The 24,805-nt window shown below is 64.8% G+C and carries 22 protein-coding genes and 1 tRNA gene; 15 read left to right on the top strand and 8 right to left on the bottom strand.

Translation table 11 applies throughout. The features are described from left to right. The first annotated feature begins 57 nt into the window (after positions 1-57). From NUU27_RS10880 to NUU27_RS10870, 3 genes are all read left to right on the top strand, one after another. A complete protein-coding gene (locus NUU27_RS10880; RefSeq protein ID WP_257762152.1) occupies positions 58-804 on the top strand; it encodes an ABC transporter ATP-binding protein in 747 nt (248 codons plus the stop codon). Between the two features lie 47 nt (positions 805-851). Continuing rightward, entirely contained in the window at positions 852-1,859 is a 1,008-nt protein-coding gene (locus tag NUU27_RS10875; RefSeq protein ID WP_257762121.1) for an ABC transporter substrate-binding protein, read from the top strand. Between the two features lie 226 nt (positions 1,860-2,085). Next, positions 2,086-3,270, top strand: a complete 1,185-nt coding sequence (locus NUU27_RS10870) for a mandelate racemase/muconate lactonizing enzyme family protein (protein ID WP_257762120.1) — start codon at positions 2,086-2,088, stop codon at positions 3,268-3,270. 145 nt (positions 3,271-3,415) lie between these two features. On the opposite strand, the gene NUU27_RS10865 is transcribed toward NUU27_RS10870, so the two are convergent. Beyond that, a tRNA-Val gene (locus NUU27_RS10865) sits at positions 3,416-3,490 on the bottom strand. Positions 3,491-3,544: 54 nt separating this feature from the next. After that, positions 3,545-4,252: a phosphoglycolate phosphatase gene (gph, locus tag NUU27_RS10860; protein ID WP_257762119.1), complete on the bottom strand. Its 708-nt coding sequence runs from the start codon at positions 4,250-4,252 to the stop codon at positions 3,545-3,547. A gap of 146 nt (positions 4,253-4,398) precedes the next feature. On the opposite strand from gph, the gene rpiA reads away from it, so the two are divergent. From rpiA to NUU27_RS10825, 7 genes are all read left to right on the top strand, one after another. Next, positions 4,399-5,088, top strand: coding sequence for a ribose-5-phosphate isomerase RpiA (gene rpiA, locus NUU27_RS10855; RefSeq protein WP_257762151.1), 690 nt, complete (start codon positions 4,399-4,401; stop codon positions 5,086-5,088). A 21-nt stretch (positions 5,089-5,109) separates the two neighbouring features. Then, positions 5,110-5,658 (top strand): DUF2059 domain-containing protein, encoded by a 549-nt coding sequence (locus NUU27_RS10850; RefSeq protein ID WP_257762118.1) that lies wholly within the window; start codon positions 5,110-5,112, stop codon positions 5,656-5,658. A 285-nt stretch (positions 5,659-5,943) separates the two neighbouring features. Beyond that, on the top strand, positions 5,944-7,329 hold the full coding sequence (gor, locus tag NUU27_RS10845) for a glutathione-disulfide reductase (protein WP_257762117.1): 1,386 nt from the start codon (positions 5,944-5,946) through the stop codon (positions 7,327-7,329). A 303-nt stretch (positions 7,330-7,632) separates the two neighbouring features. Next, the gene (locus tag NUU27_RS10840; protein WP_257762116.1) at positions 7,633-9,009 is read left to right on the top strand and encodes a class II 3-deoxy-7-phosphoheptulonate synthase; all 1,377 of its coding nucleotides are present in this window, start codon (positions 7,633-7,635) and stop codon (positions 9,007-9,009) included. 95 nt (positions 9,010-9,104) lie between these two features. Then, positions 9,105-9,539 (top strand): GFA family protein, encoded by a 435-nt coding sequence (locus tag NUU27_RS10835; protein WP_257762115.1) that lies wholly within the window; start codon positions 9,105-9,107, stop codon positions 9,537-9,539. After that, positions 9,536-10,129: a hemerythrin domain-containing protein gene (locus NUU27_RS10830; protein WP_257762114.1), complete on the top strand. Its 594-nt coding sequence runs from the start codon at positions 9,536-9,538 to the stop codon at positions 10,127-10,129. The genes NUU27_RS10835 and NUU27_RS10830 overlap by 4 nt, the downstream gene beginning before the upstream one ends. 77 nt (positions 10,130-10,206) lie before the next feature. Then, positions 10,207-11,892 carry an NAD+ synthase gene (locus NUU27_RS10825; protein ID WP_257762113.1) on the top strand — a complete coding sequence of 562 codons (1,686 nt, stop codon included), beginning with the start codon at positions 10,207-10,209 and terminating at the stop codon, positions 11,890-11,892. A gap of 52 nt (positions 11,893-11,944) precedes the next feature. On the opposite strand, the gene NUU27_RS10820 is transcribed toward NUU27_RS10825, so the two are convergent. The 3 genes from NUU27_RS10820 to NUU27_RS10810 are packed head-to-tail and all read right to left on the bottom strand — an operon-like array spanning position 11,945 to position 13,287. After that, on the bottom strand, positions 11,945-12,583 hold the full coding sequence (locus NUU27_RS10820; protein WP_257762112.1) for an ATP-dependent Clp protease proteolytic subunit: 639 nt from the start codon (positions 12,581-12,583) through the stop codon (positions 11,945-11,947). A 36-nt stretch (positions 12,584-12,619) separates the two neighbouring features. Continuing rightward, on the bottom strand, positions 12,620-12,976 hold the full coding sequence (locus NUU27_RS10815; protein ID WP_257762111.1) for an SRPBCC domain-containing protein: 357 nt from the start codon (positions 12,974-12,976) through the stop codon (positions 12,620-12,622). Beyond that, on the bottom strand, positions 12,973-13,287 hold the full coding sequence (locus NUU27_RS10810; RefSeq protein ID WP_257762110.1) for a helix-turn-helix transcriptional regulator: 315 nt from the start codon (positions 13,285-13,287) through the stop codon (positions 12,973-12,975). The genes NUU27_RS10815 and NUU27_RS10810 overlap by 4 nt, the downstream gene beginning before the upstream one ends. A 451-nt stretch (positions 13,288-13,738) precedes the next feature. On the opposite strand from NUU27_RS10810, the gene NUU27_RS10805 reads away from it, so the two are divergent. Then, the gene (locus NUU27_RS10805) at positions 13,739-15,541 is read left to right on the top strand and encodes an ABC transporter ATP-binding protein (protein ID WP_257762109.1); all 1,803 of its coding nucleotides are present in this window, start codon (positions 13,739-13,741) and stop codon (positions 15,539-15,541) included. A gap of 68 nt (positions 15,542-15,609) precedes the next feature. Then, the gene (gene gltX, locus NUU27_RS10800; protein ID WP_257762108.1) at positions 15,610-16,983 is read left to right on the top strand and encodes a glutamate--tRNA ligase; all 1,374 of its coding nucleotides are present in this window, start codon (positions 15,610-15,612) and stop codon (positions 16,981-16,983) included. Here the strand turns inward: gltX and NUU27_RS10795 are convergent. Next, the gene (locus NUU27_RS10795; RefSeq protein WP_257762107.1) at positions 16,901-17,932 is read right to left on the bottom strand and encodes a DUF2865 domain-containing protein; all 1,032 of its coding nucleotides are present in this window, start codon (positions 17,930-17,932) and stop codon (positions 16,901-16,903) included. The genes gltX and NUU27_RS10795 overlap by 83 nt on opposite strands. A 264-nt stretch (positions 17,933-18,196) precedes the next feature. Next, a complete protein-coding gene (locus NUU27_RS10790) occupies positions 18,197-20,512 on the bottom strand; it encodes an NADP-dependent malic enzyme (RefSeq protein ID WP_257762106.1) in 2,316 nt (771 codons plus the stop codon). 230 nt (positions 20,513-20,742) lie between these two features. Here NUU27_RS10790 and NUU27_RS10785 point away from each other — a divergent pair, with 230 nt between their 5' ends. After that, positions 20,743-21,567, top strand: coding sequence for a UDP-2,3-diacylglucosamine diphosphatase (locus NUU27_RS10785; protein ID WP_257762105.1), 825 nt, complete (start codon positions 20,743-20,745; stop codon positions 21,565-21,567). A 39-nt stretch (positions 21,568-21,606) separates the two neighbouring features. Here the strand turns inward: NUU27_RS10785 and dgcA are convergent, their stop codons facing one another. After that, positions 21,607-22,590 (bottom strand): N-acetyl-D-Glu racemase DgcA, encoded by a 984-nt coding sequence (gene dgcA / locus NUU27_RS10780; protein WP_257762104.1) that lies wholly within the window; start codon positions 22,588-22,590, stop codon positions 21,607-21,609. A gap of 114 nt (positions 22,591-22,704) precedes the next feature. Here dgcA and NUU27_RS10775 point away from each other — a divergent pair, with 114 nt between their 5' ends. Together NUU27_RS10775 and NUU27_RS10770 are read left to right on the top strand one after the other, a co-directional pair. Further along, complete coding sequence (locus NUU27_RS10775; protein ID WP_257762103.1) at positions 22,705-23,895, top strand: ABC transporter permease; 1,191 nt, start codon at positions 22,705-22,707, stop codon at positions 23,893-23,895. Between the two features lie 9 nt (positions 23,896-23,904). Beyond that, complete coding sequence (locus NUU27_RS10770) at positions 23,905-24,738, top strand: ABC transporter ATP-binding protein (protein ID WP_257762102.1); 834 nt, start codon at positions 23,905-23,907, stop codon at positions 24,736-24,738. Positions 24,739-24,805 lie beyond the last annotated feature (67 nt).

The raw sequence follows: 24,805 nt of genomic DNA, 5'->3' as shown, positions 1-24,805 counted from the left end.
GCTGGGGGCCTGCATGCCGAGCGGAGCGACATAAAGGTCCGCTTCAACAACGTCTCGATGCATTATGGCGACGTCGAGGTGGTCCGGGACGTCAGCTTCGACATCGCCGAAGGGGAGTTCGTCTCGCTGGTCGGCCCCTCCGGATGCGGCAAGACGACGATGATGAACATGCTGGCGGGCTTCGTTCGCCCGACCTCCGGCGACGTTCTGCTGGAGGGGGTTCCGGTCTCGGGCCCCGGGCCCGATCGCGGGGTGATGTTTCAGGAATATGGCGTCTTCCCGTGGCTTACAGTCGAGAAGAACATCCGTTTCGGACTTGATCTTGCCATCAAGCGCCACGTTTCCAGAACGGAACGCCAGGCGATCACCGAGAAGTATATGCGCCTGATGCGGCTGGGTGATTTCCGGGACGCTTGGCCGAAGAACCTCTCGGGCGGTATGCGCCAGCGTCTGGCGCTGGCGCGCGCCTATGCTGCAAACCCGCATTTCCTGCTGATGGACGAGCCGTTCGGGGCGCTGGATGCCCAGACCCGCAGCGACATGCACGAGCTGCTGCATCAGATCCTTCAGGCCGAGCGCAAGACGGCGCTTCTGATCACCCATTCCGTGGAGGAGGCGATCTACCTGTCGAGCCGCGTGCTCGTCATCTCGGCACGCCCGTCCCGCATCGTCGAACGGATCGACATTCCCTTCGGGTTCCCGCGCGACAAGAGCTTGCTGGATTCGGGCGAATTCATCGCATTGCGCAGTCATCTGCGTGAGCAGGTCATGAAGCAGTACGCCGAGCAACAGGCGCTTCGATGACCATTCTGGCCGCAGCCGAGATGCTGCGGCAATTGAGGGAGGATATGATGAAACTGAACAGACGCAATTTTCTACGGTCGGCAGCCGCCGGCGGTGTCACGATGCTGGCTGCCCCGGCCATCGTCCGGGCGGCGGGCTCGGAGGAGGAGATCCGTGTCGGCTATCTCCACACGCTCGCGGTGGACGGTCACATCTGGACGGCGGAGCAGAAGGGGTATTGGCAGGAGCAGGGCCTGAAGCCCACCTTCACGCGGTTCTATACCGGCCTCGAGTTGTTCCAGGCGATGGTGGGAGGCTCGCTCGATATGCTGGCGACGGGGGCGGTCGTCTCCAATTTTCCGGCCCGCGGACAGGGCAAGGTGTTCCTGATCAACAACGTCGAATATGCGACCGCCCAGCTCTGGGTGAACCCGGCGATGGGCGTCAACTCGTTCGAGGACCTGAAGGGCAAGCAGATCGCCACCTCCATCGGCACCACCGCCCATGTGTTCCTCGACACCGCATTGAGCGCCAACGGCATCGATCCCAAGTCCGGGGTTTCCATCATCAATCAGCGCATGCCCGACGCGGTCACCGCCTTCATCTCGGGCGCCGTGCCTGCGGTGGCTCTCTGGGTTCCGTTCAACGTTCAGGTCAAGAGCCAATTGCAGGGCGCCAAGATGCTGGTCGATGCTTCCGAGTTTTATCCCGAAGCGGCGATCGTCGGCGGCTGGGCGGCACGCAACGACTATTTCGACGAGCGCAAGGACGTCCTCGAGCGCGTGATCAAGGCCTGGCTGCCGGCCAACAAGGACCTGATCGAGGATGCCGATGCGACGCTGGCGATGCTCCAGAAGGAAAAATACGCGGACGTGCCGATCGAGGACCTGCGCGAGCAGTACGGCGCCCAGAAGCTCTTCTCGGCAGCCGACTGGGCGAAGATGTACCAAGACGGAACGGTGGCGACCTGGCTCGATCGGGTGACGGACTTCTATGTCGGGATCGGCGGCATCTCCGATCCGGTGAAAGCCGAGGGCTATTTCGATCCGAGCCTGTTTCTGAAGCAGGCCGGTTAGAACCCCGGTGGAGGCACCCCGCCCGCCGTCCTGGCGGGCGGGCACGATCGAGTGAAGGCGGCGATGTGGGGACAGATCACTTGAAAAGGGGCTTTAGAATGCGCAAAGGCCTCGATCCGGCAGCGCTGTTGCGCCCCGCTTCCCCCGTCGGACGCGTCCTGCGCCAGGCAGTGTTCGAGACGCAAACCCCGATGCCGGGGAAGCGCTGGCCGGAGGGCGGACTGGCATGAGCCGTTTGAGCGTCCGCATCCTCGTCCACCGCATCCCGATCGATATCCCGGTGCGCACCTCCTTCGGGACCATGCTGAACCGGCCGTCCGTGCTCCTGCGGATCGAGGACGAGGACGGTCATGTCGGCTGGGGCGAGGTCTGGTGCAACTATCCCGCCGTCGGCGCCGAGCACCGGGCCCGGCTGCTCGAGAGCGTGATCCTGCCGCTGGCGAGCGAGACGGGGCTGCTCGGTGAGCCGGCGCGGCTCTGGGGCGTCCTGTCGGAGCGCTTGCGGGTCCTGGCCATACAGACCGGAGAGACCGGCCCCATATCGCAATGCCTGGCGGGGCTGGAATGCGCCCTGCAGGATCTGGCGGCGCGGCGACGCAAGCTACCATTGCACCGCTTCCTTGCCGCGGGCAGCGGCAACGATGTCGGCGTCTATGCCAGCGGCATCAACCCTTCCGGGGCCCCGGAGACGGCGGCGCGTGCGATCGCTGCCGGATATGCGGGCTGCAAGATCAAGGTCGGCTTCGATGCCGCGCTCGACCGGTCCAACCTGCACGAGGCGCGGGGCGCGATCGGAGAGGGCGTTCCGCTGATGGCCGATGCCAATCAGGCATGGACGATTGAGGAAGCGGTGGCGTTCGCGGCCGATGTGCGGGAGGTCGGGCTGACCTGGCTGGAAGAGCCGATCGCTCATGACGAGCCGGACGAATATTGGATGCGGCTTGCCGCGGAGACCGGGGCGCGGCTCGCCGCGGGGGAGAATTTCACGAGCCTTGCCGATTTCGCAGCGCTTCCGGCGCGACGTGCCCTGCGCTATCTGCAGCCGGACGTCGGGAAATGGGGCGGCTTGGGCATGGCGCTCGAGGTGGCAGGGATGGCCCGGGCGGCCGGCATCGCGTTCTGCCCCCACTGGCTCGGCGGCGGGGTGGGGCTTCTGGCATCCCTGCACGTCAAGGCGGCGGCGGGCGCCGGCGAAGGCTTTGTCGAGGTCGATTTCAACGAGAACCCGATGCGCAGCCGCTTGACCGAGGACACGTTCCGAACGCTCTCCGGCGGGCGGCTGAAGCTTTCGCCCAAAGCCGGGATCGGCGAATGCGAGGCAGCGGTGGCCGAATTCGACGATTGCCTCGTGTTGCGCAAGGACATTCTTTTGAACGCGCTGCCCGCGGGCCGAGAAGCGGTCGGTGATTGATGTCCGACGTAAGGTGGTGATCGTGCCCGGCCGGCCCCTCGGTGCGGGCTGTCACGCGATGATCCATCATCTTGCGACGGCTGGCAGGCTGGAGATGTCGTGTGGCTGTTGTCCATCAGAGAGCGCCGGGATCGGGGCTGGCTGATGGTGGGCGCGGCAGGGATTGAACCTGCGACCCCACCCGTGTGAAGGGTGTGCTCTCCCGCTGAGCTACGCGCCCGCTCGCAAATCATCATCGAGCGAGCCGCGATATAAGGGGCGGTGCGGGGGTGAGTCAAGCGGGGTTTGCGGTTGTCCCGGAGGAAGCGGTCGCGGCGATCAGTTGTTCGATCATCTCCACGCTCAGCTCGTCGAAATGCGAGATGATCCGCGAGGGTTCGAACTCCCGCACATGCCGGTCGGTATAGCCGAAGTCGACCGCGACCACGGGTATTCCGGCCGCCTTCGCCGTGTCGATATCGGTGCGCGAATCACCGACCATGACCGCCCGTTCGGGGTTTGCGCCGGCCATGGCGATCGTTCCGAGCAGGTGGCCGGGATCCGGCTTGCGCACCGGAAACGTGTCGCCGCCGCAGATGGCCCGGAAGTGACGGGCCAGGCCCAGCGCTTCGAGAAGCGCCAGCGACATGCCTTCCAGCTTGTTGGTGCAGATGGCGGTGGCGTAGCCGGCAGCCTGAAAGCGCTCGATGGCTTCCAGCACGCCGGGATAGGGGCGCGAACGCCCGGGAACGTTTTCCGTGTAGTGATCGAGGAACAGGGCCTGCAGCGCGTCGAGCTGACCGGGAGCCAGGCTTTTTTGTCGAACCGAGAAGGCGCGCTCGATCATCACGCGGCTGCCGAAACCGACGATGCGATTGATCTCCGCATCGTGGACCGGCTCGATACCGGTCGTCGCAAGGCAATGATTGAGGCTGTCGAGCAGGTCGGGTGCAGTGTCGACCAGCGTTCCGTCCAGGTCGAAAACGATGATTGGCGCTGTCATGATGTCCCCTTTGCAATTGAGCTGGGATAGCGTGCCGAAGGGGATGGCGCAAGTTTGTGCGTTTGGCGGCCAAGTCGCATTTGCGGGGCAGGGCAAAACGGGTTAGGAACCGCACAGAACGAGATTGGGGCCACACGTTGAGCGATATGCGTGAGTTGAAGATCGAAGCGGCGCGGGCGGCGCTTGGCCAGGTGACGGACGGGATGCGTCTCGGCATCGGCACCGGCTCGACTGCCGAGGAGTTCGTGCGCCTGCTCGCCGAGCGTGTGGCCGACGGGCTTTCGGTGATCGGCGTTCCGACTTCGGAGCGCACGGCCGGCTTGTGCATGGAACTGGGCGTGCCGCTGACCACGCTCGACGAGACACCGGCCCTCGATCTGACGATCGACGGGGCGGACGAGATCGGCCCTGGCCTTGCTCTGGTCAAGGGGGGCGGGGGTGCGCTGCTGCGCGAAAAGATCGTCGCCGCGGCCTCGGCGCGCATGGTGGTGATCGCCGACCAGAGCAAGCTGGTGGAGACGCTCGGGCAATTCCCGCTGCCGATAGAGGTCAACGCATTCGGCCTGCGGGCCACGATGCTGGCCGTCGAAGAGGTGGCGCGCGAGCTGGGATTGAAGGGGTCTCTTGCGGTTCGCCAGCGAGCCGGCGAGCCGTTCCTCACCGATGGTGGACATCTCATCGTCGATGCATCTTTTGGCCGCATTCCCGATCCAAGAGCATTGGCAAGCGCATTGAACGCCATACCCGGCGTTGTTGAACACGGCCTGTTTCTCGACCTCGCGGACACCGCCTTCATCGCAGGCGACGGCGGGGTGCGGACCGTCGGGGCCTTCTGAACGATAATGGAGTGAGAATAGATGACTTTGGCAACGCGCCTCCGCCTCATTACAACCTCCGCCGCCTTGGCGATGACGCTTGCTGTCGCCCAGGCCGGCGCGCAGGAGATTTCCGAGACTCATCTTGCTGCGGCGCGCGCTGCGGTCAGCGCGATCCATGCGACCGATGATTTCGACAGCGTGCTGCCGCAGGCGGCCAACGCTCTCAAGTCCGAGCTGATCAACAAGAACCCCGACCTCGTGCAGCTGATCAACACCACGGTGGACGAGAAGGCGATCGAGCTGGCCGGCCGCCGGGTCGACCTGGAGCGCGAGGCCGCACAGGCCTATGCGCGGGTCTTCAGCGAGCAGGAGCTCAAGGACATCAGCACCTTCTATCAGTCGCCGACCGGCAAGAAGTTGCTGGCGGATGGTCCTATCGTGACCCGCGAAGTGCTCAAGGCCGGTGAGATCTGGCGGCGCGGCATCGCGCGCGATCTGGCGCAGATGGCGGGGCAGCAAATTCAGGCGGCGCTCCAGGCGACGGGCGAGGGCGGCCAGAAGCCGGACGAGGCCGGCGCCAACCAGTAAGCTGACGCCAGCGCATCGGCCCGAAAATCGGAATCGATTTTCAGAAAGCGCGATGCGCAGATTTAAAGACTTGCAGCGTCCTTCGCACGTCCAAATGGACGCATGGCGCTGTAACGGCGTTGTGAAAGCCCGGCCAACGTGCCGGGCTTTTATTTTGGCCTCTGCGTTTCTAAGTCTATGCAGCCGCTGCCGCCAGATTCGGCAGGCGGGCTCGTGTCCGCAAGGGCACGCTTTTGCATCACATCGGGCAGATGCCCGGCAACGTCTTCGAGCCAGGGAAGCAGGATGAGCAATTTCGATTACGATCTCTTTGTGATTGGCGGCGGATCGGGCGGTGTACGCGCCGGGCGGCTGGCGGCGGGGCTCGGCAAGCGCGTGGCGATCGCCGAAGAATACCGGTTCGGCGGAACCTGCGTCATTCGCGGCTGCGTGCCGAAGAAGCTGTTCGTCTATGCCTCGCAGTTTCCCGAGCATTTCGAAGACGCCGCCGGCTACGGCTGGACCGTGCCGAAGCCGTCATTCGATTGGCCCACCCTGGTCAAGAACAAGGATCAGGAGATTGCGCGCCTGGAAGGGCTCTATCGCAAGGGACTGGAGAACGCCGGTGCCGACATCTTCGAGGCCCGTGCGCGGCTGATCGATCCTCACACGCTCGACGTCGGCGGCAAGCGGGTGACGGCAGACAAGATCCTGATCGCCGTCGGCGGGCGTCCCAACCCCCATGAAGCGCTTCCCGGACACGAGCATTGCATCTTCTCGAACGAGGCGTTCGACCTGCCCGAACTGCCGTCCGCCATCGTCATAGAAGGCGGCGGCTACATCGCGGTGGAGTTCGCGAACATCTTCCACGGTCTCGGCGTCGACACCACGCTCGTCTATCGCGGCAAGGAGATCCTGTCCCGCTTCGATCAGGATCTGAGGCGTGAGCTGCACGCGACGATGGAGGCCAAGGGCATCAAGATCCTTTGCCACGACATCCTGACCTCGGTGGAGAAGCAGGCCGACGGCAAGCTGGCGGCGCATCTGAAATCCGGCAAGGTCATCGAAGCGGGCCAGGTGATGCTCGCCATCGGGCGCATCCCCAACACGCAGGATCTGGGGCTCGAGGCCGCCGGCGTCGAAACCGGCAAGACGGGCGAAATCCTCGTCGATGGCTTCTCGCGCACCAATGTCGAAAACATCTGGGCGCTCGGCGACGTCACCAACCGGGTTCAGCTCACACCGGTGGCGATCCACGAGGCAATGTGCTTCGTCGAAACCGTGTTCAAGGGCAACCCGACGGAGGTGGATCACGACACCATCGCGACGGCCGTCTTCTCGCAGCCGGAGATCGGCACGGTCGGGCTCTCCGAGGACGAGGCCGCGCTTCGCTTCGACAAGCTGGAGGTCTATCGCGCCAGCTTCCGGCCGATGCGGCACACGCTTTCGGGCCGGCAGGAAAAGATGCTGATGAAGCTGGTAGTGGACGGGCAGACCCGCCGGGTGCTTGGCGCCCACGTTCTGGGCCCCGATGCCGGCGAGATGGCGCAGCTCCTCGGCATCTCGCTGAAGGCCCGCCTCACCAAGGACGATTTCGACCGCACGATGGCGGTTCATCCGTCGGCGGCGGAAGAGCTCGTCACCATGTATCAGCCGAGCTACAGGATCGAGAAGGGCGAGCGGGTGGGCTGAGGAGGAGGCCGCAAGGCGGGCAGGGCGCTCCGGCCGCCTGTTTGGGCTATCCTTCGCCGATCGCACGACCCCGTCCTTCCCGCGCGCAGCGGCGCTCGACCTGGAGGAGCGGGCTATTTTCGGCGCAAGTTTGGTGCAGAATATCTCTTGTTTTGCATTATTTGTGCATTGGTGTTTCATCAATGCCACAAATCCGGGCTGGTATCGGCCGCTTCCATTGGTTAAGAAGCGGCCTTCCGGTCGCCGCATGGCAGCAGATCAGGCGGTCCGGCATGATCCCGCAGCAACTGTCGAGTAACGAAGATGACGAAGTGGTCGCCGAATTCGTGGAGAGAAAAGCCGATCCAGCAGGTCCCGGCCTATCCGGACCTGTCCGCCCTGGCTGACGTCGAGGCGCGCATGGCCACGTATCCGCCGCTCGTTTTTGCAGGTGAGGCGCGCAAGCTGAAGAAGCAGCTCGCCGCTGTCGCCGACGGCAACGGTTTTCTGTTGCAGGGGGGCGATTGCGCCGAAAGCTTCGCCGAGCACGGCGCGGACAATATCCGCGATTTCTTCCGCGCTTTCCTGCAGATGGCGGTGGTGCTGACCTTTGCCGGCTCGCAGCCGGTCGTGAAGGTCGGTCGCATCGCCGGCCAGTTCGCCAAGCCGCGCTCCTCCGACACGGAGACCAAGGGCGACCTGGTTCTGCCGAGCTACCGGGGCGACATCATCAACGGCATCGAATTCGAGGCGGCGTCCCGCATTCCCGACCCGGCGCGCCAGGAGATGGCGTATCGGCAGTCGGCGGCGACGCTGAACCTGCTGAGGGCCTTTGCCCAGGGCGGTTTCGCCAACCTCGAGAACGTGCACAAGTGGATGCTGGGGTTCCTGTCCGACAGTCCGCAGGCCGAGCGCTATCAGGAGCTTGCCAACCGCATCACCGAGACGATCGACTTCATGCGCGCCGTCGGCATCACCGGCGAGAGCTCGCATGCGCTGCGCGAGACCGATTTCTACACCAGCCACGAAGCCCTTCTGTTAGGGTACGAAGAGGCCCTGACGCGGGTCGATTCGACTTCGGGCGACTGGTACGCGACCTCCGGCCACATGATCTGGATCGGCGACCGTACGCGCCAGCCTGATCACGCTCACGTGGAGTTCTGCCGCGGCATCAAGAATCCGCTCGGCCTGAAATGCGGCCCCTCGCTGACGCCCGACGGCCTGATCGAGCTGATCGACCTCCTCAACCCGGAAAACGAGCCGGGCCGACTGACGCTGATCGCCCGCTTCGGTGCCGAAAAGGTCGGTGAGTACCTGCCGAAGCTGATCCGAGCCGTCGAGCGGGAAGGGCGCAAGGTGGTCTGGTCATGCGATCCCATGCACGGCAACACGGTCACCGCGGCCGGCTACAAGACGCGGCCTTTCGACCGTATCCTGAAGGAGGTGCAGTCCTTCTTCGAGGTGCACAGGGCCGAGGGAACGCATCCGGGCGGCATGCATGTGGAAATGACCGGCAAGAACGTGACCGAGTGCACGGGTGGCGCGCGCGCCATCCGCGACGAGGAGTTGCAGGATCGCTACCACACGCATTGCGATCCCCGTCTCAACGCCGATCAGGCGCTGGAGCTGTCTTTCCTGGTCGCCGAACTTCTGAAGAAGGACCGCCAGGCCATGCCCGCGAGCAAGGTCGCCAATGCGTGAAACGCGGTTGAAGCTTAGCTTCAGCCTTTGGCGATGCCCGCAGGCGCATCGGAATGCTAGTCATAGCTCCAGTCGCCAAGCGAGAGGAGAGGGCCATGACTGACCACAAGAACGGATCGTGCCTTTGCGGCGCGGTCCGTTTTCGCACCAGGGGACCGCTGCGCGGCGTCGTCTATTGCCATTGCTCGCAATGCCGCAAGCAGACCGGTCTCTACTACGCGGCAACCGATGTCAGAGACGTGGATGTCGACATCGGCGGTGGGGAGAATCTCACCTGGTACGCGGCTTCCGATTTTGCCAGGCGCGGGTTTTGCAGGACATGCGGCTCGGCGTTGTTCTGGAAGCGCAACGACAGCGACAAGATCTCCATTCTGGCCGGTGCGTTCGAGACGCCGAGCGGACTCGTCTCCGAAGCCCATATTTTCGTCGCCGACCAGGGCGACTTCTACACGATCGGCGACGACGGGCTGCCGAAACATGCACGCTCGTCGCCGGGCGTCCTTGTCGCCGGGGACGACGGATCGTCGTGAGCGACCTGCCCGAGACGCTGCGGCTCGACGCCCGCACCGGCCTGCCGCCGGACCTGCGGTATCTCGTCGAAAAGTATCCGCGTGAGACCTGGGGCACGCATCCCAATCTCGGCGGCATGGCGCAGTTCTGGCTGCAGCGGCACGACATGTTCCGCGAGCTCGGCGGAATGTTGCAGACGAGCGTCTCCGACTATCGCGAGGGGCGCCTGCCGCCGCAGGATTTCGCGGCATGGTTCGCACCGCGCCTGCGATTCTTCCTGCAGCAGCTGCACGGGCACCATCAGATCGAGGACATGCATTATTTCCCGGTGTTCGCGGCAGCCGAAAAGCGCCTGGTGCGCGGCTTCGACCTGCTCGACAGCGACCATCACGTCATCCACGACGCGCTGGAGCGCAATGCCGAGACGGGCACCGCCTTCCTTCAGTCGCTGGGGGGAGACCTGGACAAGCGGCTGTTCGCCGCTGACGCCTATGCGGATGAAAACACGCGATTGCTTGCCATGCTTCTGAGGCATCTGGAGGATGAGGAAGACCTTATCATTCCGCTGATCCTCGATCGCAGCGAGGAGGGGCTGGGCATCAGCGCCTGATCGGCGCCGGACGTGTTGCAACCGGCCGGTGCGCGGGCTACACGCAACAGGACAGCCGCCTTCTCGACAGGAACGCCATGGCCCGCAAATCTCCCGCCCCCGACATCCTGCGCATCGCCACCGCCCAGCTCAATCCGGTTGTCGGCGACGTGGCCGGGAACCTGATCAAGGCGCGCGAAGCGCGTGCCGACGCGGCGCGCCACGGTGCCGATCTGGTGCTTTTCACCGAGCTGTTCATCGCGGGCTATCCGCCGGAGGACCTGGTCCTGAAACCGGCTTTCATCGAGGCCTGCGAGCATGCCGTGCGGGAGCTTGCGGAAGACACCAGGGACGGCGGCCCTGGCATCGTCATCGGAACGCCGCTGCGCCGGGAAAGTGGCCTGCACAATGCGATCATGGTGCTGGACGGCGGAGAGGTCGTCGCCGAGCGCTACAAGATCGACCTGCCCAATTACGGCGAGTTCGACGAAAAGCGCGTGTTTCAGGCGGGGCCGCATGTGCCGGGGCCGGTCAATTATCGCGGGATCAGGCTCGGAATCCCGATCTGCGAGGATATATGGGGAGATCTCGGCGTCTGCGAGACGCTGGCCGAATCCGGCGCCGAGATCCTGCTCGTGCCGAACGGCTCGCCCTATTATCGCGGCAAGGTCGACGTGCGTCAGCAGGTGGTGATCTCGCAAGTCATCGAAACCGGCTTGCCGATGCTCTATGCCAACCAGCTCGGCGGGCAGGACGAGCTGGTCTTCGACGGCGCGTCTTTCGCCATCCAGGCGGACAAGTCGCTGGCCTTCCAGATGAGCCAGTTCGAGGAGGCCGTCTCCGTTTCCACCTGGAAGAGACAGGACGAGGGGTGGCGCTGCGCGGACGGGCCGATGTCGAAGATCCCCGAGAAGGAAGAGGCGGACTACCGCGCCTGCATGCTGGGCCTGCGCGACTACGTCAACAAGAACGGCTTCAGGAATGTGGTGCTCGGCCTGTCGGGGGGCATCGATTCGGCGATCTGCGCGGCGCTCGCGGTCGACGCGCTGGGCGAGGAGCGGGTCCGCTGCATCATGATGCCGTATCGCTACACCTCGAAGGATTCGCTGGCGGATGCGGAAGCTTGCGCACGGGCGCTGGGATGCCGCTACGACATCGTGCCGATCTTCGAGCCCGTGGAGGGGTTCACCCATGCGTTGACGCAGCTTTTCGAGGGGACCGGGGAAGGCGTGACGGAGGAGAACCTGCAAAGCAGGACGCGCGGCACCATCCTGATGGCGATCTCCAACAAGTTCGGCTCGATGGTCGTCACCACCGGCAACAAATCCGAGATGTCGGTCGGCTATGCCACGCTCTACGGCGATATGAACGGCGGCTTCAACCCGATCAAGGACGTCTACAAGATGCAGGTCTATGCCCTGTCGTCGTGGCGCAACACCACCGTGCCGCCCGGCGCGCTCGGGCCGTCGGGCGAGGTGATCCCGAAAAACATCATCGACAAGGCGCCGTCGGCCGAGTTGCGCCCGGATCAGACGGATCAGGATTCCCTGCCGCCATATCCCGTTCTGGACGACATTCTGGAATGCCTCGTCGAGAACGAGATGAGCGTCGACGCCATCGTCGCGCGCGGGCATGACCGCGAGACGGTGCACAAGGTGGAGCACCTGCTCTACATCGCCGAATACAAGCGCCGGCAGGCGGCACCGGGCGTGAAGATCACCAGGAAGAATTTCGGCCGCGATCGACGCTATCCCATCACGAACCGATTCAGGGATCGGACGTAAGGGGCTGATATTTAAGAGCTTGTGACTCTTTTAGCGGCGAAGCCAGGATCCCCTACGCGCCTCCCGCCTGGTTCTCTTTCCTGCCGGCCTCGAGTTCGGTCCGGCTGCGATAGACCCGATCCACCAGTCCCCAGTCACAGGCCTCCTGCGCCGTCATGAAGAAGTCGCGGTCGAGGGTGCGTTCCACCTCGTCTTCGGTGCGGCCGCAATGGGCCGCATAGATCCCGATCATCCGCTTCTTCAGCTTCAGAATGTCTTCCGCATGCCTTTGAATGTCGGAAGCCTGGCCGCGAAAACCTCCGGAAGGCTGGTGAAGCACGATGCTGGCATTGGCCAGGGCGGCGCGGCGGCCTGGCTCTCCGGCCATCAGCAGGAAGGAACCCATGGAGCCGGCCGTGCCCATGCACACCGTGGCGACGGGGCTGCGGATGAAGCGCATCGTGTCGTAGATGGCAAAGCCGCTGGTGACGACACCGCCCGGCGAATTGATGTAGAAGGAGATTTCCCGCTCCGGGTTCTCCGATTCCAGAAAGAGCAGCTGGGCGCAGATGAGCGCCGCCGATTCGTCGTTCACCTCGCCGTTCAGGAAGATGATCCGCTCGCGCAGAAGCCTGGAATAGATGTCGAAGGAGCGTTCGCCACGCGGCGATTGCTCCACAACCATAGGGACGAGTGCCATCGTGCCGCGCATTGCGACCTCTCCTTTTCGTAGCGGGTTGATTGTCGGTCAGGCCGCCAGCGCCGTGGGCCTGCCGTTGCAGTTTGCCGCCGCGCGCGGCGCCTTCTCGGCGCTGTGCGTCAGGCGAAACCATGTGCGGTCCAGGGGGCGCGGCGAAAGCTCGAAGGTCACCAGCGTGTCCGGCTCGCTCGCCGTGGCGTCGTGCCAGGCATAGCGGACCCGCGAGAAGGGCAGGGCGTCGAGCATCTCGTAGCCGGGTTCATCCCTGCCGTCGCCGCACGCTCCGAGCCACTCTGCTGCAAGCTCCGGCACCGTCAGAGCGCGCCAGACCTTCTCCGGAGGTGCGTCCAGCTCGCATTCCAGCACGATGGTTTCATTGGTCTCTTGCTCATCGGCGGGCGTCATTGATCCATCTCCTTGAGCAGCGTTTTCAGTTTTTCGACACGGGCCGGCCAGAACGCGCGATACCCGGTGAGCCAGTCCACCAGAGGCCGCAGGCCCTCCGGATCGATGCGATATCTGACATGACGGCCGGCACGTTCCTCCTTGATCAGTCCGGCGCCGCGCAGCACGGCGATGTGCTGGGAAATCGCCGGCTGGGAAACGCCCAGTCCCTCGCGCAGTTCGGTGGCGTTGCGTTCGCCGGCGGTCAGCCGTTCCATCAGCAAACGGCGGGTGGGATCGGCCAGGGCGCGGAAAATGTCCGAGTCGTTCATGTTGACAGATAAGCATTTACTTATCTGTTGCGCAAGGCGTTTCTAAAGCACTGCGCCCGTATTGCGCCGGATCCGCCTCTCGCGGCCCGCTGGTGCGCGTTCCGGCGGCGTAACCTGCGGGTGAAAATTTTGAATGTCCGGGGGTTGGCGGGGCGGACCAGCTTGGCTATAACCGCGTTCCTTAATTCAGCTCTCTCGGGAGGTGTGCATGCCAGCCTTTGTTTTCTCCATTCAAGGCAGCGCTCGCTGACCGCCTGACGTGTTGCGGCCGCTTCTGCGGCCGACAGTGCCGGCGGCTCTTCGCGCGACTGCTCGTGGCTTCGCCCGCCTTGGCGGTGGAATGCCCGACCGAATGCCGGCGCACCCTCTTCCAGACCCGTTTCTCTTTCCGCGCCAGCACCCGTGACTCGTCTTTTTCGGGGCCGGAAGCTTTTCGCTTCCGGGTTTTGACATGGCTTTTTTACGCAAAGCCCTCAGGGGCAATGCCTTTCGGACCGTTTTCGCCTTCACGTTCGGCCACTGGCAACGGCAGCCGGTTCGCCTGGCCTTCATCGTGCTCGCGGTGCTGGTGGCGACCGTGGCAGACGTATTGACACCGCTTTTCTCGGGGCGGCTGGTGGATGCGGTCGCCAACGGTTCGGCGAGCGAGGAGGCGGCATGGAACGCCGCCCTGGCCGCGTTCTTCACCCTGCTCGGCCTTTCGGCGAGCTCGATCGTCATGCGGCACTTCGCATTCGTCGGCATCATTGCCCTGACCATGCGGATGATGTCGGACATCGTGGCCGACGCCTTCGCGCATGTGCAGCGCTTTTCGACCGACTGGCATGCCAACAGCTTCGCCGGCTCGACCGTGCGCAAGGTCACCCGTGGCATGTGGGCGCTCGATCTCTTGAACGACACGCTGCTCGTGGCGCTCCTGCCCTCGGCGGTGATGCTCGTCGGCTCCACCATCCTGCTCGGCTGGTACTGGCCGATGATGGGCCTCATCATCGGTCTTGGAACGGTGCTCTATGTGACGATCACCGTTGGATTGTCGCTGTTCTATGTGGCGCCGGCGGCGAGCCTCGCCAACAGCTGGGACACGCGGCTGGGTGGCGCGCTCGCAGACGCGATCTCGTGCAACGCGGTGGTGAAAGCCTTCGGCGCGGAAGCGCGCGAGGATCGGCGGCTGGCAAGCGTCACCGGCAAATGGCGGTCGCGCACGCGGCGCGCCTGGCTGCGCGGAACCTATAACGGAACCACGCAAGGGGTGACGCTGCTGCTGCTGCGCGCGGCGGTGATCGGCTTCGCCGTGCTCCTCTGGGCACGCGGACAGGCGAGCGCCGGCGACATAACCTTCGTGCTGACCTCGTTTTTCGTGCTGCAGGGCTATCTGCGCGATGTCGGAATGCATGTGCGCAACGTGCAGCGCTCGGTCAACGACATGGAGGAACTGGTCGACATCCAGGCGGAACCGCTCGGCGTTGCCGATCACGTCGACGCCAAGCCGATCGCCATCGGTGACGGACGCATCGACTTCGATCACGTGACCTTCCACTATGGCGGGCACAGCAAGCCGCTCTATCGTGACTTCTCGGTCTCGATCCGCGCCGGTGAGCGCGTCGGCCTCGTCGGTCATTCGGGATCCGGCAAGACCACGTTCGTGAAGCTGATCCAGCGGCTCTACGACCTGTCTGGCGGTCGCATCCTGATCGACGGGCAGGACATTGCTCACGTGTCGCAGTCGTCGCTGCGCTCACAGGTCGCCATCGTCCAGCAGGAGCCGATCCTGTTTCATCGGTCGCTGGCGGAGAACATCGCCTATGGACGCCCCGGCGCGAGCCAGTCCGAGATCGAGACGGCGGCACGGCTCGCCAGCGCGCACGGCTTCATCGAGGCCCTGCCGAAGGGCTACGGCACGCTGGTGGGCGAGCGCGGCGTGAAGCTGTCGGGGGGCGAAAGGCAGCGCGTGGCGATTGCCCGCGCCTTCCTCGCCGACGCGCCGGTTCTGATCCTGGACGAGGCGACGTCGAGCCTCGATTCGGAATCGGAAGTGTTGATCCAGGAGGCCATGGAGCGCCTGATGGTGGGGCGCACGACGCTTGTCATCGCGCACCGGCTGTCCACCGTGCGGGCGCTCGACCGGCTTCTCGTGTTCGACAAGGGCCGCATCGTCGAGGAGGGCGATCACGCGGCGCTGATCCGGCTCGAAGGGGGCATCTACCGAAAGCTGTTCGAGCGGCAGGCGCTGGAACTCACCAAAGGCTTTGCCTGAGGCCCGGCAGGGCCGTCCGATCGACGGCCCTGCTTGCCAATCGGAAAGGGTTCGGCTACGCCGCACTCATGACTGTCACCGTCCGCTTCGCGCCGTCCCCGACCGGCAGGATCCATATCGGCAACACGCGCACCGCCCTGTTCAACTGGCTCTACGCCAGGAAACATGGCGGCCGCTTCATCCTTCGCTTCGACGACACGGACCTCGAGCGGTCGAGGAAGGACTATGCCGATGGCATCGCCCGCGACCTTGACTGGCTGGGGATCTTGCCCGACCAGACGGTCGCGCAATCCGAACGCTTCGGCAGCTACGATGCCGCGGCCGCCAGGCTGAAAGCGGCGGGCCTGCTCTATCCCTGCTACGAGACGCCGGAGGAACTGGAGCGGCGGCGCAAGATCCGCCTGTCCCGCCGTCTGCCCCCTGTCTACGGCCGCGAGGCGCTGAAGTTGACGGAGGAGGAGAAGGCTGGGCTCGAAGCCGAGGGGCGCATGCCGCACTGGCGCTTCCTGTTGCCGAACTTCGCCGACGATCCCTTCGCGACCAGGCGCACCGAAGTGCACTGGGACGACGTGGTGCGCGGGCCGCAGACGGTGGACCTTGCTTCCATGTCCGACCCGGTCCTGATCCGCGCCGACGGCACATATCTCTACACGCTGCCGTCGGTGGTCGACGATATCGATCTCGGCATCACCCATGTGATCCGCGGCGATGACCATGTCACCAACACGGGGGCGCAGATTGCGCTGTTCCGAGCGCTGGGGGCGGAACCGCCGGCATTCGGACACCACAACCTGCTCACCACCGTTTCGGGCGAGGGGCTTTCCAAGCGCACGGGGGCCCTGTCCATCGCCAGCCTGCGCGAGAGCGGCATCGAACCGATGGCGGTGGCTTCGCTCGCGGTGCTGATCGGAACGTCGGAGAATGTGGTCGCGGCGGCGACGATGGAGGAGCTTGCCGATCGCTTCGAGCCGACCGCCACGTCCAGATCGGCGGCGAAGTTCGATCCGGCGGAGCTTTCTGGGCTCAGCAGGCAGCTCATCCAGCACATGCCCTATGACGAGGCGGCTCGAAGGCTCGCCGCACTCGGCATCGACGGTGCCAAGGCCGAGGCCTTCTGGAATGCCGTGCGCGGCAATCTGGAGCGGCTGGACGACGCCTCCATCTGGTGGCGGATCGTCAACGACAAGCCGGACGGCGAGGCAGGCCTGTCCGACGAGGACAGGGTTTTCGTGCGCGAGGCCATGCAACACCTGCCGCAGGAACCCTGGGACGGCGGGACCTGGCGGGCGTGGACCGATGCGGTGAAAGCTGCGACGGGGCGCAAGGGCCGGGCGCTCTTCATGCCGTTGCGGGTCGCGCTTACCGGGCGCGAGGCTGGGCCGGAACTCGCAGGTCTATTGCCTCTTCTGGGGCGGGAAGAAACTTTGGCCCGACGACCCTGACCCGACGAACGCCGCTGGCCGGCGTCGCCTTGCTCGTCGGCGGGACGTCCGAGGTCCTGACCGCGTTGTCGACGGTGTCTTTTGAGGATGGTGTCGGCTGGATGTAGAAGCTGGTGGCGGCGTCCGTGCCCGCCTCTGAGATCGGGTAGACGTCGGCCGGTATGGTGTCGTCCGGGATCGCCGCCGCGACGACCGAGGTGTTCCCATCCGGCCGGCAGCTGCAGGTGTCCCTGCTGAGGCCGGCCTGGCGGTAGAGAAAGGCGTTCGGAAGTTCACGATAGGGTGCGCCGTCGGCGACCGAGATCATGTCTTCCGATTCCTCGCTGAGCACGTTGTGGGCATAGAGCTTGACGTCGCTGCCCGGGCAGCGCGCCTGACAGGTCTTTTCATCGCGGGCGAACATGTCTCGCGAGACCGAAAACGAGATCGGGAAGTAATAGCCGTCGCAGCTTCGCACGCACATGGTCTGGAAGACCTCGCCGGGCCGCCTTACGGTGGAAGCCGTGCCGTTCCGCTGGGCGGTCTTTTCCCTGGGGGTGGGCGCTGCGGCCTTGCGAACAGCCGGCTTGTCGTCGCAGCCCTTGGCGCGCATCGTTGCAAGGATGTGGTTGCGGTCGCGCACCGCGTTGCCCTGGCCCTGGCGATCGAGCTCCGACCGCAGGTTCAGGACGTTGCGCTCCATGCTCGAGGCCGATTTCCTCAGCGCGGTGCATTCGGGGGCGCGATTGCCGAAGATCCCGAAGCCGCACCGCGCCGTCCGCATCTGCCCGCGCACCTTGCTCAGTTCGCCGTTCTGCCGGGCGATGGCGCCTTGCAGTTTGCTGATCTGGGCCGCCGACCCGCCGCGCGAGGCGATTTGAAGTTGGGATGCGAGATTGCGGCAAAGCTGCGTCTGAGCAGCGGCGCTTGCCGATAGGCCGAGCAGCCAGACGACCAATCCCATGCTCATGCAAAAAGCCCGCAGGAACAACACGCCACGCATCGCGATACAGCCCCCTTGCTCACGCGCATTCCACGGAACGCTGCGCGCCCGTTAACCAGTGATTGAAAATTGCGACGCGATAAAACCATATCGCGCAGTTCTTTTCCACCCTGGGGTGTATATTTTGAGCGATCGACGGGTGCCATGGTAAACGCTCCCCGACTGATCGAAGAACGCGCCGGTCGGCTCTCTGCCGCAATCGCGGCGCGAAGACGCGTTCTGGAGCCGGGTTCAGACGGCTGCCGTTGCCCTGCTCTTCTGCAGTGCCTCCACCGCGGCGAGCGCCGTCATGTTGACGACGCCGCGCGAGGTGACCGATGGCGTGAGGATATGCGCCGGCATGGCCGTGCCGAGCAGGATCGGCCCGACATGCAGGGCGTCGGTCATGGTCTTCAGCGTGGTGAGCGTGATGTTGGCCGCATCCAGGTTGGGGAACACGAGCAGGTTTGCTTCTCCCGTCAGGCTGGCCTGCGGGTAGACGCGCTGGCGCAGCGCCTCGGAAAGGGCCGAGTCGCCGTGCATCTCGCCGTCCGACATCAGATCCGGGGCGATCTGCTTCAGGAGGTGGGCGGCTTCGCGCATCTTCACCGCGCTGTCGGAATCGCGGGATCCGAAATTCGAGTGCGACAACAGCGCTGCCTTCGGCTCGATGCCGAAGCGCCGGATCTCCTCGGCCGCGAGCACAGTCATTTCGGCGATCTCCGAGGCGGTCGGACAAAGCGTGACATAGGTATCGGTGAAGAAGGTCACGCCGAACTGGGAGATCAGCATCGACAGGGCCGAGAGATCGCCGACGCCCTCGCGGCGGCCGATGATCATGTCCACATAGCGCAGATGCTTCTCGAACCGTCCTTCCAGCCCGCAGATCATGGCATCGGCCTCGTCGCGCATCATGGCGATGGCGGCGATGACGGTCGTGTTGGTGCGCACAAGCGTCCTGGCCGCCTCGGGCGTCACGCCGCGCCGCCCGGCCAGCTGAACCAGAAGGTCGACATAGTGGCGGTAGCGCGGATCGTCTTCCGGGTTGATGATGGCGAAATCCTCGCCGGGCCGGATGCGCAAGCCGTAGCGCTTGAGCCGCGTTTCCACCACGTGCGGGCGGCCGATGATGATGGGATCGGCGATCCCTTCCTCGATCACCACCTGCGCAGCCCGCAGCACGCGCTCGTCCTCGCCGTCGGCATAGATCACGCGCTTGCGTCCGGCGATCTTGGCGGCCGAGAAGACGGGCTTCATGACGAGGCCGGAACGGAACACGAAGCGGTTCAGCCGATCGAGATACTGGTCTATGTCCTCGATCGGCCGTGAGGCAACGCCGCTTTCCATCGCCGCCCGGGCGATCGCCGGCGCGATGCGCAGGATCAGGCGCGGATCGAACGGCGAGGGAATGAGGAATTCCGGACCGAACATCGGGGTCTCGCCGGAATAGGCGCGCGCCGCGACATCCGAGGGCTCCTCACGGGCAAGCGCGGCAATGGCCTTCACGGCGGCACGCTTCATCTCCTCGTTGATCGCCGTGGCTCCGACGTCCAGCGCACCGCGGAAGATGTAGGGGAAGCAGAGCACATTGTTGACCTGGTTCGGGAAATCCGAACGGCCGGTGCAGATCATGGCGTCGGGCCGCGCCGCGCGCGCCACGTCCGGCATGATCTCGGGAACCGGGTTGGCGAGCGCCAGGATCAGCGGCTTCTCGGCCATGCCGGCCAGCATCTCGGGCTTCAGCACGCCGGCAGCCGAAAGCCCCAGGAACACGTCCGCGCCGTCGATCACCTCAGCCAGCTTGCGCGCTTTGGTGTCTTTCACATAAGGCGCCTTCCAGCGATCCATCTCCTCCTTGCGACCCTCATAGACGACGCCGTGCCGATCGGTGAGCCAGATGTTTTCCGCCTTCGCGCCGAGCGAAACCAGGAGATTGAGGCAGGCGAGGGCAGCGGCACCGGCGCCCGACGAGACGATCTTCACCTCGGCGATGTCCTTGCCGGCGAGCTCCAGCGCGTTCATCGTCGCCGCCGCGACGATGATCGCCGTGCCATGCTGGTCGTCGTGGAAGACGGGGATGCCCATGCGCTTCTTGAGGCGCTCCTCGACCTCAAAACATTCCGGCGCCTTGATGTCCTCCAGATTGATGCCGCCGAACGTCGGTTCGAGGGAAGCGATCGTCTCGACCATGCGCTCGACTTCGGGAGCGTCGATCTCGATGTCGAAAACGTCGATGCCGGCGAACTTCTTGAACAGGACCGCCTTGCCCTCCATCACCGGCTTGGAGGCGAGGGGACCGATGTTCCCCAGCCCCAGAACGGCCGACCCGTTGGAGATCACGGCCACAAGGTTGGCCCGCGCCGTGTAGTCGGCAGCGCTGCTCGGGTCGTCGTGGATCGCCATGCAGGGCACCGCCACGCCGGGAGAATAGGCAAGCGCCAGGTCGCGCTGGTTGCCGAGAGGCTTGGTGGCCTGGATCTCGAGCTTGCCGGGGGCCGGGTAGCGGTGGAAGAAGAGCGCAGCCTGGTCGAATTCGGATCGTTCCGGCTTTTTGGTTCTGGACGGCATCTGGCGGCTCCCGGTAATGGCAATCTCTGTGGCCCCCGCAGGCGACCGAGGGGTAGTGATTAGGCCCTGGCGCGGCGTTTTTCCAGAGCCGAATGGCGAAGCGCCGACTTCAGATTGAAAAATCTGCGACCGGCTGTCGGACGGGGTTGGGTCTCCAGGAGGCATCGTCACATGCCTGTGACATGAATCGGGCCATAGAGGGCTCGATTTTGGCAGGCTTGGGCGAGATCATGGACGGCGCCGGAAACCGCAGCTTTCGCACCCTCTTCTTATCCGACATCCACCTTGGCTCGAAACCGGCCAAGGCGGAGTTCCTGATCGACTTCCTGCGTCATCACGATGCCGACAAGATCTTCCTGGTCGGCGACATCGTCGACGGCTGGCGGCTCAGGCGCTCCTGGCACTGGCCGGCGAGCCACAACGATGTCGTGCAAAAGCTGTTGCGCAAGGCGCGCAAGGGGGCGGAGATCATCTATATCGCCGGCAATCACGACGAATTCCTGCGCTCCTTCCAGGGGGTGCATTTCGGAGGCATCGTCGTTGCCGACCGGGCCATCCACGAGGCCGCCGACGGCCGGCGGTTTCTCGTCATCCACGGCGACCAGTTCGATCAGGTCGTGCACAATGTGCGCTGGCTCGCCTATCTGGGCGACAAGGCCTATGACCTGGCCATCGTGGTCAACCGGGTTATCGGGCGCGTCCGCAGAATGTTCGGCCGGCCCTACTGGTCGTTCTCCTCGTGGGCCAAGGTGAAAGTCAAGAAGGCGGTCAAGTTCATCAGCTCGTTTCAGGACGTCCTGGCCCAGGAGGCGCATCGGGCCGAGGTCGACGGCGTGATCTGCGGCCACATCCATCACGCGACCATCGAGGAAATCCGCGGCGTCAGCTACATGAACACCGGCGATTGGGTGGAAAGCTGCACCGCCCTGGCCGAAAATTTCGACGGCACGTTCGAGATCATCCATTGGGCCAAGGTGCTTGGCGCGGAAGCGGCCACGACACGGGTCAGGCCGCGCGTCGTGGCGTACGAGGAAGACGGCGTAAGGGCGGCCTGAGCGCGAGCATCCGGGAGACCGGACCGCCTTGGGGCCCGGTCAGCCCCAGAGCTGCGGGGCGGGCGGCGAGACGAGCGAGCCCGAATAGCGCAGCCCGTGAGGACGATCCCGTGCCAGCAGCAGCGGCCCGTCGAGATCGACGAAGTCGGCACCCTGCGCGAGCAGGACGGCCGGCGCCATGGCGAGCGAGGTGCCCACCATGCAGCCGACCATGACGCCGAAACCCATTTCCCTCGCCTTGTCGCGAAGCTCGAGCGCCGCCGTCAAGCCGCCGGTCTTGTCGAGCTTGATGTTGACGAAGTCGTAAAGGCCTGCGAGCTCCTTCAGGTTGTCTGCCGTGTGGACGCTCTCATCGGCGCAGACCGGCACCGGATGCGGGATATGGCGCAGAAGCTCGTCCTTGCCGGCGGGCAGGGGCTGCTCGATCAGCGCCACGTGGAACTCGGCGGCGGCAAGCATGTTCTCGAGGATGTTGTCCTCGGTCCAGCCCTCATTGGCGTCGACGATCAGCCGGCTCTCGGGGGCGGCGCCTGCCACCGCATGGATGCGGGCGGCGTCGTTGTCGCTGCCCAGCTTGACCTTCAGCAACGGCCGCGCGGCATGGGCGCGGGCCTGTGCCGCCATGTCTTCGGGAGCGCCAAGCGAGATCGTATAGGCGGTCGGCAGCGGGCGCGGCGGCACCGTGCAGGCGGAGAGCGCGGCGCGCTTGCCGGAAAGCTTGGCCTCGAGGTCCCACAGGGCGCAATCGACCGCGTTGCGGGCCGCCCCCGGCGGCATGCTCTGCATCAGTGCGGTACGGTCGATGCCGTTGATGAGGTCCTGCCGGATCGCCTCGATCTGTTCCACCACGCTTTCGACCGTTTCATCGTAGCGCGTATAGGGCACGCATTCGCCCTGGCCGCGCACCGCCCCGTCGCCCAACGTGCAGGTCACCACACGGGCCTCGGTGCGCGAGCCGCGCGAGATCGTGAAAACACCGGCAATGGGAAACGTCTCGATCTCGGTGACCAGCGTGCGTGTCATTTCTGCCCTTCTTTTGCAGAAGTCGGAATTATCGGAGGAAACATGCCTTATATGGCGACCGGTCCCATCGACAACCGGTTCCCTTTGGGCCTGGTCCACACTAATGATGGTGCAATGTTGATCAATTCGCAGGGCGAAGCAAGCGACGTGCAGCAGCCGATCGGACAGAACAAGGATCCGCTCATCAGCCTTCATCAGGATGGCGCAGCGGTCACCTGTCGCCTGACCGGTGCCTGGAACACCAGGAGGGTCGCGAAGGTCGACGCGCAGATGCGCGCATTGCAGGCCCGCCCGGACATTCAAACGCTGGAGATCGACCTGGCTGCCATCACCAGCCTGGACACCGCCGGCGCCTGGCTGATCCAGCGGCTGATCCACACGCAACGATCGCGCGGCGCGGACGTAAGCGTGTCCGGCGAATCGAAGGCCGCGACGGTTCTTCTCGCCGCGGTGGAAGAAGCCGTCGCCCAGAGCGACGGTCATGGCCCGCGGCCGAGACGCGCCTGGATCGTGAACCTTCTCGAGGCGATCGGCCGCACGGTCTACGATGCGCGCGACGACATCGTCTATGGGGCGCATATCCTCGGGGCGACCATCGGCGGGGCGCAGATGAAGCTCGGCCGGGCGCATGCGGTGAACCCCGCGGCGATCGTCAACCAGATCGACCGGATGGGCGTCGGCGCCGTTCCCATCATCGTCCTGATGTCGGCCATCGTGGGGGCGATCATCGCCCAGCAGGGCGCCTTCCAGCTGCGCTATTTCGGCGCCGAGATCTTTGTCGTCGATCTGGTGGGCATCCTCATCCTGCGGGAACTCGGCGTGCTGATGACGGCGATCATGATCGCCGGCCGCTCCGGCAGCGCGATCACCGCCGAGATCGGCTCGATGAAAATGCGCGAGGAGGTGGATGCGCTGACGGTGATCGGTCTCAATCCCGTCGGCGTGCTGGTGTTTCCCCGTCTCGTGGCGCTGATGATCGCCGTTCCGTGCCTGACCATCGTCGCCAATTTCGCCGCCCTCGGCGGAGCCATGCTCATCACCTGGCTCTATTCGGGCATTCCGCCGGAAGCCTTCATCGACCGGCTGCGCGATTCCATCGATCTTTCGACCATCTTCGCCGGCCTGATCAAGGCGCCTTTCATGGCGCTGATTGTCGGCATCATCGCCTCGGTCGAGGGCATGAAGGTCGGCGGCAGCGCGGAATCGCTCGGCGGTCACGTCACTGCCTCCGTGGTGAAAGCCATCTTCATCGTCATTGTCGTCGACGGCTTTTTCGCCATCTTCTATGCGGCGATCGATTTTTAGGGTCAGATGATGGTGATGGCATCGGAACGGCAGGAACAGGCGGTCACGGCGCAGCGCGACGTGGTTCTGTCGGTGCGCGACGTGACCGTCGGTTTCGGCGACACGATCGTCCTCGACCACCTGTCGCTGGACGTCTACCGCGGTGAGATTCTCGGCTTCGTCGGCGCTTCCGGTGCCGGCAAGTCGGTGCTCCTGCGTACCGTGCTCGGCCTCATCCGCAAGCGGGCCGGCACCATACGGCTGCTCGACCAGGATCTCGACGAGGCCAGCGACGCGCAACGCATGCAGATCGACATGCGCCAGGGGGTCCTGTTCCAGCACGGTGCCCTGTTCTCGGCCCTGACCGTGCTCGAGAACATTCAGGTGCCGATGCGCGAATACCTGGATCTGCCGCGCCCGCTCATGGACGAGCTGGCCTATTTGAAGATCGAGCTGGTCGGCCTGCCGCGCGATGCCGCGCAGAAGTTCCCTTCCGAACTGTCGGGCGGCATGATCAAGCGCGCCGCCCTGGCACGGGCCCTGGCGCTCGACCCCGACATCGTCTTTCTCGACGAGCCGACATCCGGCCTCGATCCGATCGGCGCGGCCGATTTCGACGAACTGGTCGCCAAGCTCCGCGACACGATGGGCCTCACCGTCTATATGGTGACCCACGACCTCGACAGCCTGCTCACAGCCTGCGACCGTATCGCGGTTCTGGGCAACAAGCGCGTGCTGGTGCAGGGCACGGTCGAGGATATGCTGGAATGCGACGATCCGTGGGTGAAAGCCTATTTCAGGGGCAAGCGGGCGAGGCATATCGACCGCGCCGCAAGAGGTCATACCAAGGGAGATAACTGTTGACCGATCTGATGGGACAGGTCGATCCGCTGGCTGGGCGCGCTGCGCAGGGCGATGCGGGGCATCGTCC

Source organism: Nitratireductor sp. ZSWI3, assembly GCF_024655565.1.
Classification (GTDB): domain Bacteria; phylum Pseudomonadota; class Alphaproteobacteria; order Rhizobiales; family Rhizobiaceae; genus Nitratireductor.
The sequence above is the reverse complement of the archived record's forward strand: the minus strand, read 5'-3'. Positions and strand labels throughout refer to the sequence as shown.

Coding starts and splice junctions, on each gene's coding strand:
- dgcA (WP_257762104.1), bottom strand. CDS start 22,590: ATGACACGCACGCTGGTCACCGAGATCGAGACGTTTCCCATTGCCGGT.
- NUU27_RS10810 (WP_257762110.1), bottom strand. CDS start 13,287: ATGAACGACTCGGACATTTTCCGCGCCCTGGCCGATCCCACCCGCCGT.
- NUU27_RS10880 (WP_257762152.1), top strand. CDS start 58: ATGCATTATGGCGACGTCGAGGTGGTCCGGGACGTCAGCTTCGACATC.
- NUU27_RS10815 (WP_257762111.1), bottom strand. CDS start 12,976: ATGACGCCCGCCGATGAGCAAGAGACCAATGAAACCATCGTGCTGGAA.
- NUU27_RS10850 (WP_257762118.1), top strand. CDS start 5,110: ATGACTTTGGCAACGCGCCTCCGCCTCATTACAACCTCCGCCGCCTTG.
- NUU27_RS10875 (WP_257762121.1), top strand. CDS start 852: ATGAAACTGAACAGACGCAATTTTCTACGGTCGGCAGCCGCCGGCGGT.
- NUU27_RS10820 (WP_257762112.1), bottom strand. CDS start 12,583: ATGCGCGGCACGATGGCACTCGTCCCTATGGTTGTGGAGCAATCGCCG.
- gph (WP_257762119.1), bottom strand. CDS start 4,252: ATGACAGCGCCAATCATCGTTTTCGACCTGGACGGAACGCTGGTCGAC.
- NUU27_RS10775 (WP_257762103.1), top strand. CDS start 22,705: ATGTTGATCAATTCGCAGGGCGAAGCAAGCGACGTGCAGCAGCCGATC.
- NUU27_RS10790 (WP_257762106.1), bottom strand. CDS start 20,512: ATGCCGTCCAGAACCAAAAAGCCGGAACGATCCGAATTCGACCAGGCT.
- NUU27_RS10770 (WP_257762102.1), top strand. CDS start 23,905: ATGGTGATGGCATCGGAACGGCAGGAACAGGCGGTCACGGCGCAGCGC.
- NUU27_RS10805 (WP_257762109.1), top strand. CDS start 13,739: ATGGCTTTTTTACGCAAAGCCCTCAGGGGCAATGCCTTTCGGACCGTT.
- gltX (WP_257762108.1), top strand. CDS start 15,610: ATGACTGTCACCGTCCGCTTCGCGCCGTCCCCGACCGGCAGGATCCAT.
- NUU27_RS10840 (WP_257762116.1), top strand. CDS start 7,633: ATGACGAAGTGGTCGCCGAATTCGTGGAGAGAAAAGCCGATCCAGCAG.
- NUU27_RS10835 (WP_257762115.1), top strand. CDS start 9,105: ATGACTGACCACAAGAACGGATCGTGCCTTTGCGGCGCGGTCCGTTTT.
- rpiA (WP_257762151.1), top strand. CDS start 4,399: ATGCGTGAGTTGAAGATCGAAGCGGCGCGGGCGGCGCTTGGCCAGGTG.
- NUU27_RS10825 (WP_257762113.1), top strand. CDS start 10,207: ATGGCCCGCAAATCTCCCGCCCCCGACATCCTGCGCATCGCCACCGCC.
- NUU27_RS10795 (WP_257762107.1), bottom strand. CDS start 17,932: ATGAGCATGGGATTGGTCGTCTGGCTGCTCGGCCTATCGGCAAGCGCC.
- NUU27_RS10785 (WP_257762105.1), top strand. CDS start 20,743: ATGGACGGCGCCGGAAACCGCAGCTTTCGCACCCTCTTCTTATCCGAC.
- gor (WP_257762117.1), top strand. CDS start 5,944: ATGAGCAATTTCGATTACGATCTCTTTGTGATTGGCGGCGGATCGGGC.
- NUU27_RS10870 (WP_257762120.1), top strand. CDS start 2,086: ATGAGCCGTTTGAGCGTCCGCATCCTCGTCCACCGCATCCCGATCGAT.